General features: G+C 38.2%; 17 protein-coding genes. 9 read left to right on the plus strand and 8 right to left on the minus strand.

All coding sequences use genetic code 11. The features are described 5' to 3' along the window. Positions 1 to 98: 98 nt before the first annotated feature. From SK086_RS10670 to SK086_RS10700, 7 genes are all read left to right on the plus strand, one after another. Positions 99 to 2252 (plus strand): TonB-dependent receptor, encoded by a 2154-nt coding sequence (locus tag SK086_RS10670; RefSeq protein WP_324691590.1) that lies wholly within the window; start codon positions 99 to 101, stop codon positions 2250 to 2252. Between the two features lie 219 nt (positions 2253 to 2471). Then, the gene (locus SK086_RS10675; RefSeq protein WP_324691591.1) at positions 2472 to 3092 is read left to right on the plus strand and encodes a tetratricopeptide repeat protein; all 621 of its coding nucleotides are present in this window, start codon (positions 2472 to 2474) and stop codon (positions 3090 to 3092) included. A gap of 89 nt (positions 3093 to 3181) precedes the next feature. Then, positions 3182 to 4519: a 2TM domain-containing protein gene (locus SK086_RS10680; RefSeq protein WP_324691592.1), complete on the plus strand. Its 1338-nt coding sequence runs from the start codon at positions 3182 to 3184 to the stop codon at positions 4517 to 4519. After that, a complete protein-coding gene (locus SK086_RS10685) occupies positions 4510 to 4836 on the plus strand; it encodes a 2TM domain-containing protein (RefSeq protein WP_324691593.1) in 327 nt (108 codons plus the stop codon). Before SK086_RS10680 ends, SK086_RS10685 begins: the two co-directional genes overlap by 10 nt. Before the next feature lie 2 nt (positions 4837 to 4838). Next, positions 4839 to 5138 carry a 2TM domain-containing protein gene (locus SK086_RS10690; RefSeq protein WP_324691594.1) on the plus strand — a complete coding sequence of 100 codons (300 nt, stop codon included), beginning with the start codon at positions 4839 to 4841 and terminating at the stop codon, positions 5136 to 5138. 2 nt (positions 5139 to 5140) lie between these two features. Continuing rightward, a complete protein-coding gene (locus SK086_RS10695; RefSeq protein WP_324691595.1) occupies positions 5141 to 5449 on the plus strand; it encodes a 2TM domain-containing protein in 309 nt (102 codons plus the stop codon). A 98-nt stretch (positions 5450 to 5547) separates the two neighbouring features. Continuing rightward, on the plus strand, positions 5548 to 6303 hold the full coding sequence (locus tag SK086_RS10700) for a LytR/AlgR family response regulator transcription factor (protein WP_324691596.1): 756 nt from the start codon (positions 5548 to 5550) through the stop codon (positions 6301 to 6303). A 7-nt stretch (positions 6304 to 6310) separates the two neighbouring features. Here the strand turns inward: SK086_RS10700 and SK086_RS10705 are convergent, their stop codons facing one another. Beyond that, positions 6311 to 7171, minus strand: coding sequence for an OmpA family protein (locus SK086_RS10705; RefSeq protein ID WP_324691597.1), 861 nt, complete (start codon positions 7169 to 7171; stop codon positions 6311 to 6313). 127 nt (positions 7172 to 7298) lie between these two features. On the opposite strand from SK086_RS10705, the gene SK086_RS10710 reads away from it, so the two are divergent. Together SK086_RS10710 and SK086_RS10715 are read left to right on the plus strand one after the other, a co-directional pair. Beyond that, positions 7299 to 7802 carry a TlpA family protein disulfide reductase gene (locus tag SK086_RS10710; protein ID WP_324691598.1) on the plus strand — a complete coding sequence of 168 codons (504 nt, stop codon included), beginning with the start codon at positions 7299 to 7301 and terminating at the stop codon, positions 7800 to 7802. A gap of 10 nt (positions 7803 to 7812) precedes the next feature. Next, the gene (locus SK086_RS10715) at positions 7813 to 8418 is read left to right on the plus strand and encodes a thioredoxin family protein (RefSeq protein WP_324691599.1); all 606 of its coding nucleotides are present in this window, start codon (positions 7813 to 7815) and stop codon (positions 8416 to 8418) included. A 31-nt stretch (positions 8419 to 8449) separates the two neighbouring features. Here SK086_RS10715 and SK086_RS10720 read toward each other — a convergent pair whose 3' ends face one another. From SK086_RS10720 to SK086_RS10750, 7 genes are all read right to left on the minus strand, one after another. After that, complete coding sequence (locus tag SK086_RS10720; RefSeq protein ID WP_324691600.1) at positions 8450 to 9220, minus strand: CDP-alcohol phosphatidyltransferase family protein; 771 nt, start codon at positions 9218 to 9220, stop codon at positions 8450 to 8452. Positions 9221 to 9268: 48 nt separating this feature from the next. Next, a complete protein-coding gene (locus SK086_RS10725) occupies positions 9269 to 10288 on the minus strand; it encodes a COX15/CtaA family protein (RefSeq protein WP_324691601.1) in 1020 nt (339 codons plus the stop codon). Between the two features lie 129 nt (positions 10289 to 10417). Beyond that, on the minus strand, positions 10418 to 11836 hold the full coding sequence (locus tag SK086_RS10730) for a CCA tRNA nucleotidyltransferase (RefSeq protein ID WP_324691602.1): 1419 nt from the start codon (positions 11834 to 11836) through the stop codon (positions 10418 to 10420). 96 nt (positions 11837 to 11932) lie between these two features. Then, positions 11933 to 12502 (minus strand): L-threonylcarbamoyladenylate synthase, encoded by a 570-nt coding sequence (locus SK086_RS10735; protein WP_324691604.1) that lies wholly within the window; start codon positions 12500 to 12502, stop codon positions 11933 to 11935. After that, the gene (locus tag SK086_RS10740; RefSeq protein WP_324691605.1) at positions 12502 to 13545 is read right to left on the minus strand and encodes a CDP-glycerol glycerophosphotransferase family protein; all 1044 of its coding nucleotides are present in this window, start codon (positions 13543 to 13545) and stop codon (positions 12502 to 12504) included. Before SK086_RS10740 ends, SK086_RS10735 begins: the two co-directional genes overlap by 1 nt. Beyond that, complete coding sequence (locus SK086_RS10745; RefSeq protein WP_324691606.1) at positions 13545 to 14231, minus strand: phosphocholine cytidylyltransferase family protein; 687 nt, start codon at positions 14229 to 14231, stop codon at positions 13545 to 13547. Before SK086_RS10745 ends, SK086_RS10740 begins: the two co-directional genes overlap by 1 nt. Positions 14232 to 14234: 3 nt before the next feature. Further along, positions 14235 to 15083: a glycosyltransferase gene (locus SK086_RS10750; protein ID WP_324691607.1), complete on the minus strand. Its 849-nt coding sequence runs from the start codon at positions 15081 to 15083 to the stop codon at positions 14235 to 14237. Between the last annotated feature and the right edge of the window lie 87 nt (positions 15084 to 15170).

Below are 15170 nucleotides of genomic sequence, written 5' to 3' on the forward strand. Positions count from 1 at the left end.
GAACTTTAACAATTCATCCTTGAAAAATTACAATTCGGTTAATTTAAATTGGGCAGCGTTGGAATTTATTAGAAGTTTGTTGCATCAAAACATGAACAATGAAGACATTTTACACTTTCGTTTTACTGGTAGTAGCTTTTGCTACCCAAGCCCAACAAACTATCTCGGGAACGGTGCTGGATGAAAAGAATAAACCCATCGCCGGTGCGAACATTTTTATTGAAGGTACCTATGATGGTGCTTCATCTGATGACAATGGTCGTTTTACTTTTACTTCAACCGCTACAGGGAATCAGGTATTGGTGATTAGCTTCCTAACCTATGAAACTTTAAAGGTTACCATTGATGTAGCCAATGGTCAAAATAAAACGTTCAAACTCAAAGAAAGTGTCAATTCTTTAGATGCTGTTATCGTTACTGCCGGAACGTTTGATGCCGGTGAAAAAGCCAGAGTTTCGGTGTTGAAACCCTTGGATATAGTGACTACTGCCGGTGCAATGGGCGACATAGTTTCGGCTTTGCAAACTTTGCCCGGAACCCAAACCGTAGGTGAAGACGGCAGACTGTTCGTGCGTGGCGGGGAAGCCGATGAAACCCAAACGTTTGTGGACGGTATTCGGGTAGCCCAACCTTATGGCGCGACTACAGCGAATGTGCCGACTCGCGGACGATTTTCTCCTTTTTTATTCAGCGGTATGTCGTTTTCTACCGGAGGTTATTCGGCCGAATACGGCGAAGCTTTGTCGAGTGTGTTGTTATTGAATACCCAAGACGAAGCCACAGAAGAAAAAACAGATATTTCATTGATGACGGTAGGTTTGGGTTTGGCCAATACCCAAAAATGGGGCAACAACTCGTTGAGTTTTAATACGGCTTACATCAACTTAGAACCATACCAAAAAGTTTTTCCGCAACGCGCCGATTGGAATAAACCGTTTCAGTCGCTTTCAGGAGAAGCGGTTTACCGTCATAGTTTTGATTCGGGCATGTTCAAATTGTATGCGGCTTTTGAAGCTTCCCAATTCGATATCAACAGTGAAACTATCAATAGTCCCGATAAAATCAGAGTGGATTTGAACAATAACAATTTTTATCTTAATTCGTCCTACAAAGCCAATTTTGGTTCCCAATGGCAATTGTTCAGCGGATTGAGTTATGGGTATAGCGAAAATAAAATAGGTATCAGTTTGGATGACGTTGCCAACACAGAACACGCTTCACATTTGAAATTAAAATTGAAAAAATCGTTTTCCGATAGGGTAAAATTGTCTTTCGGAAGTGATTATTTCATCACCCGTTTCAATGAAGATTTCAAGGCTAATTCCGGTGGAAACTTCAATAGCGGTTATGATGCTAATATAGCCGCATTCTACGCTGAAACAGATATTTTCTTTTCTAAAAAGTTTGCAGTTAAATTGGGCGCACGTTTGTCTGACAACGATTTGCTGAGAGAAACTGTAATAGCACCGCGCGCTTCATTGGCTTATAAAATAGCTCAAAACGGTCAGTTCTCCTTTGCCTACGGTAGTTTTACCCAAGCACCGAGACAAGAATACTTAAAATATGCCGATTATTTGGAAAGCGAAAAAGCCCAGCATTACATTTTGAATTACCAATACAGCAAAGACCGCAGAACGTTTAGAGCGGAAGTATATTTAAAATCATACCAAGATTTGGTGAAGTTTGACACACCAACAGTTCAGTTTAATTCTGATTTCAGCAATTCCGGTTCCGGCTACGCTCAAGGATTAGATGTGTTTTGGAGAGATAACAAATCGGTTAAAAATCTGGAGTATTGGGTTTCCTATTCCTATATCGATACCCAAAGAAACTACCGCAACTTTACGGCCGAAGTAACGCCGAGTTTTGTGGCCAAGCACAGTTTAAGCGTAGTGTCAAAATGGTGGATTAACAAATTAAAATCGCAATTGAGTGTGACCAATTCTTTCACTACCGGAAGACCATTCAACAATCCGAACGAGTCTCAGTTCATGAACGGCAGCACCAAAGGTTACAATAACTTGAGTTTAGGTTGGGCTTATTTAATGACACAACAAAAGATTTTGTATTTTTCGGTATCGAATGTTTTAGGAACGGCTAATGTTTTTGGTTATGAATACGCCAATACACCCAATACGGATGGTGTTTACAACAGAAGAGCTATTCGCCCAACCGCAGATCAGTTTTTCTTTGTAGGCTTCTTTTGGACCATTAGTGAGAATAAGAAAGACAATCAGTTGAATAATTTATAAAGAGTAACTGAGTTGCTGAGTTGCTGAGTGACTGATAGCCTGAGTTAAAGCAAAAAACGCTTAGCTACTTAGTTACTCAGAAACTCAGGCTCTCCAAGAAAAACAGTTCATCCCCAAAAATCTACAATTCGGTTATTATAAATTTCACAACCAAATTAACCAAACTACTTTTGGAGTATAAAATAACTAGAGTTTTAATCATCTAAAAAATCAAGAATCATGACAAAAATTATTACCATTATCGCCCTTTTAGTAAGCTCCGTTTTATCGGCGCAAACACCCTACGAACAAGGAATGACTAAAGCCCTTGGTTTGTGGAGAGAAGGCAAATCTAAAGAAGCTTCCGATGTAATGGAACGCATCGCTTCCGCAGAAAAAAGCAACTGGTTACCCAATTATTATGTAGCCATGATTAACACAACAGAAGCTTTCAATCCGGCTAACAAAAGCAACGCTACTGCTTTACTTGAGAAAGCCCAACAAGCCCAAGATGCAGCTACAGTAATCAGTCCGAATAACGCAGAATTACTGGTGATGCAAGCTATGATTTACACGGCCATGATTGTGCAAGATCCTATGGTCAACGGGATGAAGTATTCGCCTAAAGTGATGGAGTTGTATACTAAAGCCAAAATCATTGCGCCGGAAAATCCCAGAGTAGTTTACTGTAAAGCCGAGTTTGAAATCAGCGGCGCCCAATGGACCGGTGCCGATGTGAAAAAATTATGCTTAGATTTGGAATCCGCCATTCCTTTATTTGAAAAATTCGTACCCGAATCACCTTTTCATCCAAAATGGGGATTAGACAGAGCCCAGCAAGCATTGAAAAATTGTAAATAAAGGTACTAAGTGGCTAAGGCACTAAGGTTCTAAGAAAATGAACTCAGTGCCTCAGCACCTTAGCGACTCAGCAACTAATGAAATAAGAAATGAAACGAATAATCAAAGAAATTCCCAGAGCTATCATCATTTCACTAACCATCTTTTTTGTGTTGGTTTTGATCCGATTGATTACCGGAAACAGCATCACCTTCAACTACGCTTTGCTGGTGAACTTTGGCTACACCATGTTGTACGGGATGACTTTATATTTGTCGAATGCGGTTGTTTTTATGTATTTAGACAAAGTGTTCCAAGCGGAACGATTCACCCCAAAACGCATTTTGATAGGGTTTGTTCTTTCGTTTTTGGTTTCGATAGTGGTGATTTTTTTACTCCGCATTTTTGAAGATGTATGGGTAGAAGGCATTCCGTTCAGTGTTTTTTTAAGTCAGGAACACATGGCGAATTATTTGGTTGCTATAGTCATTACTTTGATAGTAACTTTAGCTTTCCACGCCTTTTACTTTTACAAAGCTTATGCGGAAAATAAAGTCAAAGAACAAAAAGTTATAGCCGGAACTGCTTCAGCCCAGTTTGAAAGTTTGAAAAACCAAATCGATCCGCATTTTTTGTTCAACAGCTTGAATGTATTGAGTTCGTTAATTGAAGAAAATCCGGATAATGCGCAAAAGTTCACCACTTCTTTGTCTAAAATTTACCGTTATGTGTTGGAACAAAAAGATAAAGAATTGGTGTCGGTGGAAGAAGAATTGTCGTTTGCCAAAACGTATATGAATTTGCTCAAAATGCGTTTTGAAAACAGTATCAGCTATGAATTACCAACCGATTTTGACAATCCGGAAGCCAAAGTAGTACCGTTGTCGCTCCAACTTTTATTGGAAAATACCATCAAGCACAATGTAGTGAGTGAGCAAAAACCGCTACACATCAAGATTTATATTGAGAACAACTATTTAATCGTTGAAAATAATTTACAAAAGAAAGAAGTCTTGCAAGATCGAAAAGGCGTTGGGCTGCAGAACATCGTTAATCGTTACGGCTTGATTTCGGAAAGAAAGGTTTTAGTGGAACAAACCGAAACCGCTTTCAAGGTCAAAATTCCTATTTTAACCAAACAAATTGTCATCATGGAAACACAAAATATCTACAATGAAAATATGGCTTATGTTAGAGCCAAAGAGCGAGTGGAGAAACTCAAAGGATTTTACGGCAACTTAATTTCGTATTGTTTCGTTATCCCGATTTTAATTTTTATCAATCTTAAAACCAGTAATTTTCATTGGTTTTGGTTCCCGATGTTGGGTTGGGGAATGGGTTTAACCTTTCACGCGCTGGAAACGTTTGGTTATGGAAAATCCTGGGAAGAAAAGAAGATTCGTGAAATCTTAAACAAAGAAAACAATTCAAACAACAAATGGAGTTAGTTATGGAACCCTCGAACGAAATTTTGGAACAAATTGTCAAAGAGCGCGTACACAAGCTAAAACAATTTTACACGCACTTGTTTATTTACGTTATTGGTGTTGCGGTGTATGTGGCTAAGACTTATTTTGGCGTACCGCTCAACTTTTGGCCGATTCGTTTTATCAATGAATTTGTGATGGGATTGTGGACCTTCTTCTTGGTGATGCAAGCAATGCAGTTGTTTATAACACAAAAGGTATTGGGTTACCAATGGGAACAAAAACGCATTCAGAAAATCATGGAAAAGGAAAAAACCAAACAACAAAAATGGGAATAATCATGGAAACTACTAACGAATTTGAACGCTACCAAAAAGCGAAAAAACAAGTCGAAGACATCAAAGGTTTTTACGGTCATTTGGCTTCTTATGTTTTGGTAATGGGATTATTGATTTTTATCAACCTGCGCTATACACCACAATATTTATGGTTTGTTTGGTCGATGTTAGGCTGGGGAATTGGGTTGTTCTTTCACGCGATGAAAGTCTTTAATTGGTTCCCGTTTTTCAATAAAGAATGGGAAGAAAAAAAGATCAAGCAGTATATGGAAGAAGAAAAGAAAACCAATAAATTTGAATAATCATGGAACAATACGACGACATAAAATACCAAGAGGCCGCGAAAAGAGTCCAAAAAATAAAAGGATTTTACACGCATGCCGTAGTTTATTTGGTGATCAACACCGCCATCATTATTTCTCAGATTCAATTTAGCAGTAGTGACAATTGGAGTTTGGAACTTCGCCAATTTTCTACTGCCTTTTTCTGGGGTATCGGTTTAGCTGCGCACGGACTTTCCGTTTTTATGCCTACCATGATTTTAGGTAAAAACTGGGAAGACAAGAAAATCAGAGAATTAATGGAGAAAGAGAAAAACAATAAATGGGAATAATATAGTGACTGAGATACTGAGTGCCTAAGTTGCTGAGCAAATCAGCAAAATGAACTTAGCCCTTCAGGAACTCAGTCACTCAGTCACTCAAAATAAACATGAACATCATCATCATTGAAGACGAAAAGCCCGCTGCCCGATTGCTCCAACGCAAAGTGGAAAAACTCGGACTCACAGTCAATACATTGTTACATTCTGTAGAAGAATCGATAAATTGGTTCAACGCCAATGCGCATCCCGATTTGATATTCCTCGACATCCAACTGTCCGACGGATTGTCGTTTGAAATTTTTGAAAGAATCGACATCAAAAGTGCTGTTATTTTTACCACAGCATATGATGAATATGCCTTGCGCGCCTTCAAACTCAACAGTATCGATTATTTGTTAAAACCTATAGACGAAGACGATTTGGAGACCGCAGTGACCAAATTCAAAAATCAATTTCAAAAAAGTTTGGTCACCGGTTTAGATTTTGAAGCCATCAAAAAGATGTTGGTGAATCCAATCGACCGACAATACAAAAAACGCTTTACCATCAAAATGGGACAACAACTCAAGATGATTGCCATTGACGAAGTCGAATGTTTCTTCAGCGAAAATAAAGGCACGTATTTGCACACTGTAGACAATCGTGATTATTTGTTGGATTCGACTTTGGAACAACTCGAAACCGAACTCGATCCGGATGTATTTTACCGCGTTTCCCGTAAATTCATCATCCCGATGAAAGCCATTAAAGAAATTCAGTTGCACAGTAATTCACGCCTCAAAGTGATTTTACCGACCTACAAAGACGATGAAGTAATTGTGGCCAGAGAACGCGTGAACGATTTCAAAGAATGGTTGGGATAGGTTTTGGTTATTCTACTTTCAAAAACTCAACCCTTCTGTTTTTGGTTCTTCCTTCGTTGGTATCATTCGAGGCAATAGGTTGCGTGCTTCCAAATCCGTGATAAGAAAGCCGTTTGGCCTCAATACCTTGAGAGACTAGATAATCTAAAACCGCTTTGGCACGTTGTTCTGAAAGTATTTGGTTTTTGGCTTCTTCACCAATATTATCTGTATGACCTCTGATTTCTATTTGTACTGATTTGTTGGCTTGTAATTGTTTTACCAATTGGTTTAAGGTTTCAAAAGATTCTTGTAGTAAAACAGTTTTATTGGTTTCAAACAACACATTTTCAAGCACTATAACTTCTGCGGATTTATTGGCGCCAGGCAATCCGTAAATACAGCCAATATCAAAACCAGGTGAAGAGCCTTTGCTGTCTTTACCCACAACTTTAATGTATTTGACTTGATTTGTATAGCCAATCTTGGCTAAGTCAAGTTCATTTATACTTCCATTGCCGGCAACGCCTAAAAACTTATATTCGATATTGTCAGAGCTCACAAACACATCAGCATATTCGCCGGCACCACCAACTTCTTCAATAAAAATATCATTTTGATTAGGCGCATCAATAATATAATTGTTCGTAAAACCAACGATAACATAGCTGTCTTTGGGTAAACTTATATAACAATCATTTTTATAAAAAAGAGAATCCAAGGAAACAGAGTTTTTCTTTGATGGAACTTTTGAGCCGCCATAAAAAATATTTTTTGTTTTAGTGGTGCTATTGTACGAGTCAATGATTACATCGGGATACTCACTTTGGTTTTGAGATAATAAAAGTAAAGGTTGTAAAATAAACAAACATTGAAATAACTTAATCATAATGGTTTCGTATTTAATATTTTATAGTAAACGTAAGATTTTGATTATTATTATCTTTATGTTTTAACACAGTCGTAAAATTTTGTTAAGTAGTTTAAAATCTAAAAATGAACTCACTAAATTCGTTATGCATAAATTTTCTCAATTGAAGTTACTTTACAATTTCTTAATCTTTTTCATATTGGCCTTTACTCAAAATGTTTTGGCACAAATGACTGTTTACGAAAAGTTTGATGCCTTTGAAAAAGCGGTTCTCAAAGAAGATGGTAATACTTATGTAGTTAACTTTTGGGCTACTTGGTGTGCGCCTTGTATTAAAGAATTACCCTATTTTGAGCAATTGCATAAAGATAATCCCAAAGTGAAAGTCATTTTAGTCAGTTTGGACAGCCGAAAAGACTTAGAGAAAAAGCTTATACCATTTGTAGCAAAAAAGCAGTTAACCGCTGAGGTTATTTTGCTGAGTGATAAAGATTACAATGCTTGGTTGGACAAAATTGATGACTCTTGGTCGGGTGCAATTCCGGCCACGCTGATTATTAGTGGAAAAAGAAAGCTGTTTGCCGAGCGCGAATTCGAAAATTTTACTGAACTCAACAACTACGTAAACGCATTTATCAATCATAACTAAATTAGTCACTATGAAATTTTTACCCTTACTTATTTTGTTTTTCAGCTCCTTGTTTTTGGGAGAAACTACAGAGTCGAACGGTTACCAACCGGGCGATAAAGCCACCGATTTCAAATTAAAATCGGTTGACGGCAAAATGTACAGCATGGCCGATTACAAAGATGCCAAAGGATTTATTGTAGTGTTCACCTGCAATACTTGTCCGTTTGCCATCAAGTATGAAGACCGAATCAATGCGATTGCCAAAAAATACAAATCCAAAGGTTATGTCTTGTTGGCGATTAATCCGAATGATCCCGAAGCCCAACCGGCAGATACCTTCGAGTTGATGCAGGAAAAAGCCAAAGTAAAAGGATTTTTTTTCCCTTATTTGGTAGATGAAGGGCAGAAGATTTATCCACAATACGGCGCTACTAAAACGCCACATGTGTTTTTGTTGGACAAAAATTTAATTGTAAAATACATTGGTTCCATTGATGACAATTCTGATGATGCTTCGGCTGTAAAAGAGAAGTATTTGGAGAACGCTATTCGCGCCTTAGACAACGGAACCGAACCAAGTCCGGCCACAACCAAAGCCATAGGTTGTTCTATCAAAACAAAGAAAAAAGCATAAATGAAAAGTCCCGATATTGATTGGGACTTTTTTATTTAATATATCTTTTCCGAATCCAAATCAAGCCTAAGATAAGTGCTGTATAAAAGATAAAGAAAGGAACTATAAACTCAATCCAACCCAAAGGTAACATTACGGCTATAATCAGCAATTGAAATCCAAGACCATAAAGAGAAAGTACAGTCATAAACCAGTTGGGGAAAGTTTTTACTTTGTACGCATCTGCATCAAGTGCATGGATAATTTTGTCAAAAGTGCCGTAGACTATTTGGTAAATGCTAAACAATATATTGACCGACTTTTGGCTTTCACCCGGTAAAGCTCTGGGGGTTTTGTATTCGAATATTTTACTGGTACTATCTCCGCCAACTGATTTGTTTCGTAAAATCACATAATAATAGTTGTATAAAGTACCTTGCAATTGAATACTGATAAAAGCCAAAAGGGTAAACCAAATTGAGGTTGCCGATACATAACAAATGGCCATCAAAAATAGGAAGTTCAATACAATATCAAATACACTATCTAAATATCTTCCCGAATAGGAAGGTGTGTTTTTAAGACGCGCCAATTCACCGTCGGCAGCATCAATGCCCGATTTGAGCAGTATAAAAAATCCGGCCAGTAAGTAGTGATGTTCCAAAATGCAATAGATTGCAATCAATCCGGAAAGGCCAAAAAGTAAGGTAACATGAATAGGTGTGAAGCGAGAATCTTTTAATTGGTGGGCAAAAAATTTCCCAAAAGACCTTCCATAATCGGATAAATCTAAAAATTTATCTTGTGCAGCAAGTTTGGACATTTAAGTTCATAAACAAGGTAACTGTGACAATATAGTCGGATAAGCGTATTATTTTGAAAATCGGTGTAGTGTATAGGTCATCGCCGTTAATAAAAAGAAAGCTAACACCTGATGCGTCAAGCCCAACCAAAGAGGGACCGCATACAACAAGGTAAATACGCCCAAAGTAAATTGTACAAAAACCAAAAATACTAAAGCATTTAAGCCTTTTTGTTGTTGGAGACTAAGCGTGTGTTTTTTGCTCTTGAAATACAAAAATAAGATCAAACCTACTACCACGTAAGCCATAGTTCGGTGTACAAACTGCACGCCGCTTTTGCCTTCAGTGAAACGCAATAGCCAGCTGTCGTATTCTAATTGGATACTGTCGTGAAAAAACTGTCCGTCACTCATCAATGGCCAATGGTTGTGAATCAATCCGGCGTTTAATCCGGCCACAAAACCACCGTAAATGATTTGCACAATTAGAAAGAACATCGTAACTCGCGCTAATTTTTTGAGTGGTACAATCACTTCTTTTCGCTCCGGATAAATCAAATCCAATGCTACCCAAAGCGTATACGCAAAGGTGATAAAGGCAAAAGTCAAATGCAACGCTAAACGAAAATGACTCACATCCGGATTGTCTACCAAACCGCTTTTTACCATAAACCAGCCGAAAAAGCCTTGCAAAGCGCCCATTCCCAAAAGAATAAAGCATTTGTTTAAAGTGGCTTTGTCGATGCGTTTTGTGATTAAAAAGTACACAAAAGGAATGATGAAAACCAAACCGATGATTCGGCCGATAAAACGGTGGAACCATTCCCAAAAATAGATGAACTTGTAATCGTCTAACTGAAAATCGTTATGGATATTGATTTTTTGGTATTCCGGGAATTTCTTGTATTCTTCAAAGGCATGTACCCATTTTTCCTCACTCATAGGCGGGAAAGTATCGGTTACCAAATGCCAGTCGGTCATGGATAACCCCGAATTGGTTAAGCGTGTAATACCGCCAACCACCACCATAATAAACACTAAAACACAACCTGAAAGTAGCCAATAAATGACTGATTTGTCTTTTTTCATAGTTTAGAGTCGCTGAGTTACTAAGTCGCTGAGTAACTGAGTTGCAAATTTAAAATGCTTTTGTCCTTTTTCTACTTAAACAATTTATAATAATCTTTTAATTAATTTTCAAATTGTTACATTATCAAATTAGTTCACTTTTTTTAAACCCATTTTTTCCGCTTTGGTGACCACAAAATCATAAGCTGCTTGGTATTCGTTCGGGATTTCTCCCTCCAAAATGGCTTCTTTTACGGCTTCTTTTAAAACACCTATTTCGCGTGAGGGTTGTAAATTGAATAGCGCCATAATTTCTTCTCCCGAAATTGGCGGTTGGAAGTTACGAATGTGATCGCGCTCTTCCACTTCAATAATCTTGCGGCGAACGATGTCGAAATTGTTGTGGTATTTTTTAAACTTGGCCGGATTTTTTGTGGTGATATCGGCTTCGCATAATGTCATTAAGTTGTCTACATCTTCTCCGGCATCAAACACCAGTCGGCGAACTGCAGAATCGGTTACGATGTCTTCCGACAATACAATTGGTCGGGAACTCAGCATCACCATTTTTTGTACAAACTTCATTTTGTGGTTTAACGGCATATGCAATCGTTCAAAGATTCTTTTGACCATTTTACCACCCAAAAATTCGTGTCCGTGAAACGTCCAGCCTTGTTTTTTATTGAAGCGTTTGGTTGGTGCTTTACCAATGTCGTGTAACAATGCGGCCCAGCGCAACCAAACATCATCGGTATTCGGGCAAATATTATCAACCACTTCTAAGGTGTGGTAAAAGTTGTTTTTATGGGTATGTCCTTCGATTTCTTCTACATTGTTGAGCGCCGTTAGTTCGGGTAAAATAATTTCGAGTAATCCTGTTTTGTATAAATGTAAAAAACCAATCGACGGTTTCGGGGTTTCGAGAATTTTGTTCAATTCGTCTACTATGCGTTCGCCTGAAATGATTTTGATTCGGTCTTTATTATCGGCTATGGCTCGCAACGATTTTTCTTCGATGGTAAAATTCAGTTGTGTAGCAAAACGAATTGCTCTCATCATGCGCAACGGATCATCGGAATAGGTGATATTCGGTTCCAATGGCGTTTTGATGAGTTTGTTTTGTAAATCGGTCAAGCCGTTAAAAGGATCAACCAAATCGCCATAACTATTCGAGTTTAAAGAAAAAGCCAAAGCGTTAATTGTAAAGTCGCGTCGGTTTTGATCGTCTTCTAAAGTACCGGTTTCTACCAAGGGATTGCGACTGTTTTCAGCATAACTTTCTTTGCGCGCGCCTACAAATTCGATGTCAATTTCCTTGTAGCGCAACATGGCGGTACCGTAGTTTTTAAAGACCTGTACCTTGGGTTTGTTGGGTAACAATTCGGAGACTTTCAACGCTAAATCAATACCCGAACCAACCGCAACGATGTCGATGTCTTTTTTAAAATCGCGTTGCAGTAAAAAATCACGGACAAATCCGCCAATCACGTAGCTTTCCAAGTTCAGTTCTTGGCTTGCTTGTGCTATGATTTTAAATATTGGGTTGTGTAAAGCTTTAGTGTAATTCATTATTTGACTGTTGATTGCTGATTAACGATTGTCGATTTTTGATGTAATTGATAATTCTGCAATCTAAATTCGTTAATCTTCATTCTTAAATCACATTCACTTGCGAATAATCTTCACCTGACTGTCACTAGTTAACTTAATAATCGTTGACGGTTTATCGCAGGTTTTTTCGCGGTGCAAATTTACTACATAGTCTACACCGTTTATAATTTCAGGGCTGATTTCTTTAAAAGATTTTGGTGTAGGTTGTCCGGAAATATTGGCAGAAGTGGAAACCAATGGTTTTTTCATGCGTTCCATCAACTTAAAGCAGAACGGTTCTTTCACTATTCTGACGCCCAAGGTTTTGTCATCGGCAATAATATTAGCAGCCACATTTCTCGGATTATCTAGGATTAAAGTGGTAGGCTTTTCGGAAAAATCCAGGATTTGCCAAGCCACTTCCGGAATGTCTTTGAAAACGTTGTACATCATCTTTTCGCCATTCATCAACACTATCATACTTTTGGTTTCTTCACGTTGTTTTAAAGCGTAGATTTTTTTGACGGCTTCCTCATTTGTCGCATCACAACCTATTCCCCAAACCGTATCGGTAGGATAGAGGATGATGCCGCCGTTTTGGATGACTTCAAACGCTTTGTGTACTTCTTCGTTGGGATTGTTCATTAGCGATTTTTTATGTTGAAAATCTTAAGGGATTCGATCATTCGGTCAATACCCATTTTACGGTATTTCGGCACGCCTTTTTCAGCGATCATTTTTTCTACCGCTTCAATCATGCGCAATGATGATTTGCCATCGTGATAAGGATGGTAAGCCGCAATGACTTTTTCTCTTTGGTCTTTATAGGCGTCAATTGTCAAATTAGCTTCCACTTTTTCTGCCAAACCGCTGTATTCTTTAGCGTCGTCCCAAAGGATGTTTTCGGCTTTTGATTTGAATGTCAGCACCGGTTTATCTAACAAAATAAATTCGTATACCACCGACGAAGTATCGCTGATGAGCAAATCGCCAATGTAAATGAGTTTGCTGATATTCGGGTCTTTCGACATTACAATGTTGTCGTGTTTGGCTGCCAATTCGTGGTAAGCCGTCATCACTTCGGGCTTGGTTAAATCGTGGAATTTCACCACAATCAGATAATCTTTATTAGAAGCCAATTGTTCAAATTCAGCGACTAAAAAAGGCGCGCAATTCATACTCACATTGTGCGTAGGCGCAAGGACCAGTAGTTTTTTGGCCTGGTGTTTTTGGAGTAATTCGGCTTTTTCCGCTAAATAACTTTCCTTGTTTTTTTCGTAAACATCGAGTTTGCACCAGCCGGTTTCAATGACTTCAAAGTTTTGGTGTTTGGCTTTGATTTGGTTGAAGCGCTCAGTGAAATACGGGCCTTGTGTCAGGTAAACATCAAAGTAGCCTCTGACTTTAAAATGGGAGGCTTTTTCACCGGCCAAGCCATGAAATACTTGGGCTTTGTAACCTCTGATGTAAAAGGGCGAGTAATTTCCGGGAATGAAAAGACAGTCACTTTTAAATTTTCTCAATTCAGACATGCTGCTGATATGCGGCTCATTTTTAAAGGGAAACTTTGGTGCTAAGGCTTTGGTGGTAAACCAAACATAGTCGTATTGCTTTGCTTTCAACACATCGGCAATCGGTTCTAAAATACCGAAAGCATAAGCATGTTCGCAAAAAAGTACGGTTCTCATTATTTTTTCAGTAATTGATTGGCGTTGGCTAAATCTTCTTTGAAATCTACTTCAATGCAATCGTACTTTGAAATATCTATGGGTTTGATTTTTAAATTATCGCGTTGAATGGCCAATTCCAAACCTCTTTCAAAGTAATCGTTGTCGTCTACTTCTTCTAGACGATTGACAAACGATTGCAAATCGCCCGAACTGATAAAATTGATGCCGACTGCTTCGCCCAAACCGTTTTTAACTACTTTGGACAATTCATCAATGTAACCGTCGGTTAAGGTATATTTGACTTCTTCATCTGAAACTCGAGAGGTATTTACCGCTACGAAAGATTTATCTTCTTTGATGGTAGGCATTAGTTCGGACAACAATTTGGCATCAAAAACCACATCTCCGTTGAACCAAAGTACGGGTTCGTTTTTGAATTTTTTCAGGACTTTCAGCAAACTTTTCGAAGTATTGGTACAGTCAAATAACGGATTGTATACGTAAGCCACTTCATCAAAGCGTTCCATAATCAATTCCTTTTTAAAACCAACCACTATGAAAATGTCATTGATATCAAAATATTGAGTGATGTTGTCAATTTGTCTCTCCATAATGCTTTTACCGTCATCTAGTGTCGTAAGCGGTTTTGGAAACGGATTTCCGAGTCGGGAGCCAATGCCGGCCGCGAGAATTACAATTTTCATGTGTTATTTGATTTTATAAAGTCCTAATTTCTTTTTGATGAGTTTTAAATAGAAGCCAAAAGTAACATAAAGTTGGTTCTTACAACTCAACCAACGCCATTTTGATTGCGGAATCACCGTAGCAGCGATTTCGGCATTTTTTTCAGGAGAAAGAATGAAATCCTGACTCACTTTGTCCCAATTGATGTTGCCGTAGCCGTCAAACTCATTTACTTTGTTCTTTTCATGTATGTTGGACATCCACAATCTCGGATGCGATAAGTGAATGATATTTTTTTCTTTTTTCCACATATTGTGGTCGTAAAACCAAACCGTTTTAGCGTTGGCTGTTTTTTCAATCAAGCTCATGAACGGATTAAACAAATGCTCTTTTTTGCCTATCATAACCGGAGATAAGTTTAAAGTATAACCGGCCGTTACATCTACTGCTAAATGTTCTTGTTTGTCGAATTTTGATTGTATGGTTTCGATAAAATGCTTGCTGATGCTATCGTCGTTGTCAATGCGAGACGTAATCAGATACTCCGCTTTAACATGAGTAGTAATGTATTGGCGGATTGATTCAACCAACATCGGCATGCCATCGATGTAATGGGCTTCTATAAAAGGATGTGGTTGGAGTAATTCGGTGATTTGAGCACGGTGCTTTTCGGAAGTATCGGTATCAAAATACAACAGCCATTTGAAATTTTTGTTGGTTTGTGCCACTACCGAAGGCAAACAAAAGTCGGCAAAAAGCGCCATTCTTTCGTCCATCCATTGGTCATTCAGCAGCAATTCATTGTTTTTGGTGAACTTCCACTTGGGATTTTTCAGATTGAATCGGGTGATGAGGTAATGCTCAAAAATCATATTTTTTTTTCAAAAATAATCATTTTGTTTGAGTCTAAAAGCCAATTGGTTACTTTTACCGCTAGGATCATTCAAAAAAATTACCAA

This window comes from Flavobacterium cheonhonense, from assembly GCF_035671315.1.
In the GTDB taxonomy this organism is placed as follows: domain Bacteria; phylum Bacteroidota; class Bacteroidia; order Flavobacteriales; family Flavobacteriaceae; genus Flavobacterium; species Flavobacterium cheonhonense.

Excerpts from the sequence above, each read along its gene's own strand:
- SK086_RS10700 (WP_324691596.1), top strand. The coding sequence starts at position 5,548 with ATGAACATCATCATCATTGAAGACGAAAAGCCCGCTGCCCGATTGCTC.
- SK086_RS10670 (WP_324691590.1), top strand. The coding sequence starts at position 99 with ATGAAGACATTTTACACTTTCGTTTTACTGGTAGTAGCTTTTGCTACC.
- SK086_RS10715 (WP_324691599.1), top strand. The coding sequence starts at position 7,813 with ATGAAATTTTTACCCTTACTTATTTTGTTTTTCAGCTCCTTGTTTTTG.
- SK086_RS10740 (WP_324691605.1), bottom strand. The coding sequence starts at position 13,545 with ATGAGAACCGTACTTTTTTGCGAACATGCTTATGCTTTCGGTATTTTA.
- SK086_RS10685 (WP_324691593.1), top strand. The coding sequence starts at position 4,510 with ATGGAGTTAGTTATGGAACCCTCGAACGAAATTTTGGAACAAATTGTC.
- SK086_RS10705 (WP_324691597.1), bottom strand. The coding sequence starts at position 7,171 with ATGATTAAGTTATTTCAATGTTTGTTTATTTTACAACCTTTACTTTTA.
- SK086_RS10720 (WP_324691600.1), bottom strand. The coding sequence starts at position 9,220 with ATGTCCAAACTTGCTGCACAAGATAAATTTTTAGATTTATCCGATTAT.
- SK086_RS10725 (WP_324691601.1), bottom strand. The coding sequence starts at position 10,288 with ATGAAAAAAGACAAATCAGTCATTTATTGGCTACTTTCAGGTTGTGTT.
- SK086_RS10730 (WP_324691602.1), bottom strand. The coding sequence starts at position 11,836 with ATGAATTACACTAAAGCTTTACACAACCCAATATTTAAAATCATAGCA.
- SK086_RS10735 (WP_324691604.1), bottom strand. The coding sequence starts at position 12,502 with ATGAACAATCCCAACGAAGAAGTACACAAAGCGTTTGAAGTCATCCAA.
- SK086_RS10690 (WP_324691594.1), top strand. The coding sequence starts at position 4,839 with ATGGAAACTACTAACGAATTTGAACGCTACCAAAAAGCGAAAAAACAA.
- SK086_RS10710 (WP_324691598.1), top strand. The coding sequence starts at position 7,299 with ATGCATAAATTTTCTCAATTGAAGTTACTTTACAATTTCTTAATCTTT.
- SK086_RS10745 (WP_324691606.1), bottom strand. The coding sequence starts at position 14,231 with ATGAAAATTGTAATTCTCGCGGCCGGCATTGGCTCCCGACTCGGAAAT.
- SK086_RS10675 (WP_324691591.1), top strand. The coding sequence starts at position 2,472 with ATGACAAAAATTATTACCATTATCGCCCTTTTAGTAAGCTCCGTTTTA.
- SK086_RS10680 (WP_324691592.1), top strand. The coding sequence starts at position 3,182 with ATGAAACGAATAATCAAAGAAATTCCCAGAGCTATCATCATTTCACTA.
- SK086_RS10695 (WP_324691595.1), top strand. The coding sequence starts at position 5,141 with ATGGAACAATACGACGACATAAAATACCAAGAGGCCGCGAAAAGAGTC.
- SK086_RS10750 (WP_324691607.1), bottom strand. The coding sequence starts at position 15,083 with ATGATTTTTGAGCATTACCTCATCACCCGATTCAATCTGAAAAATCCC.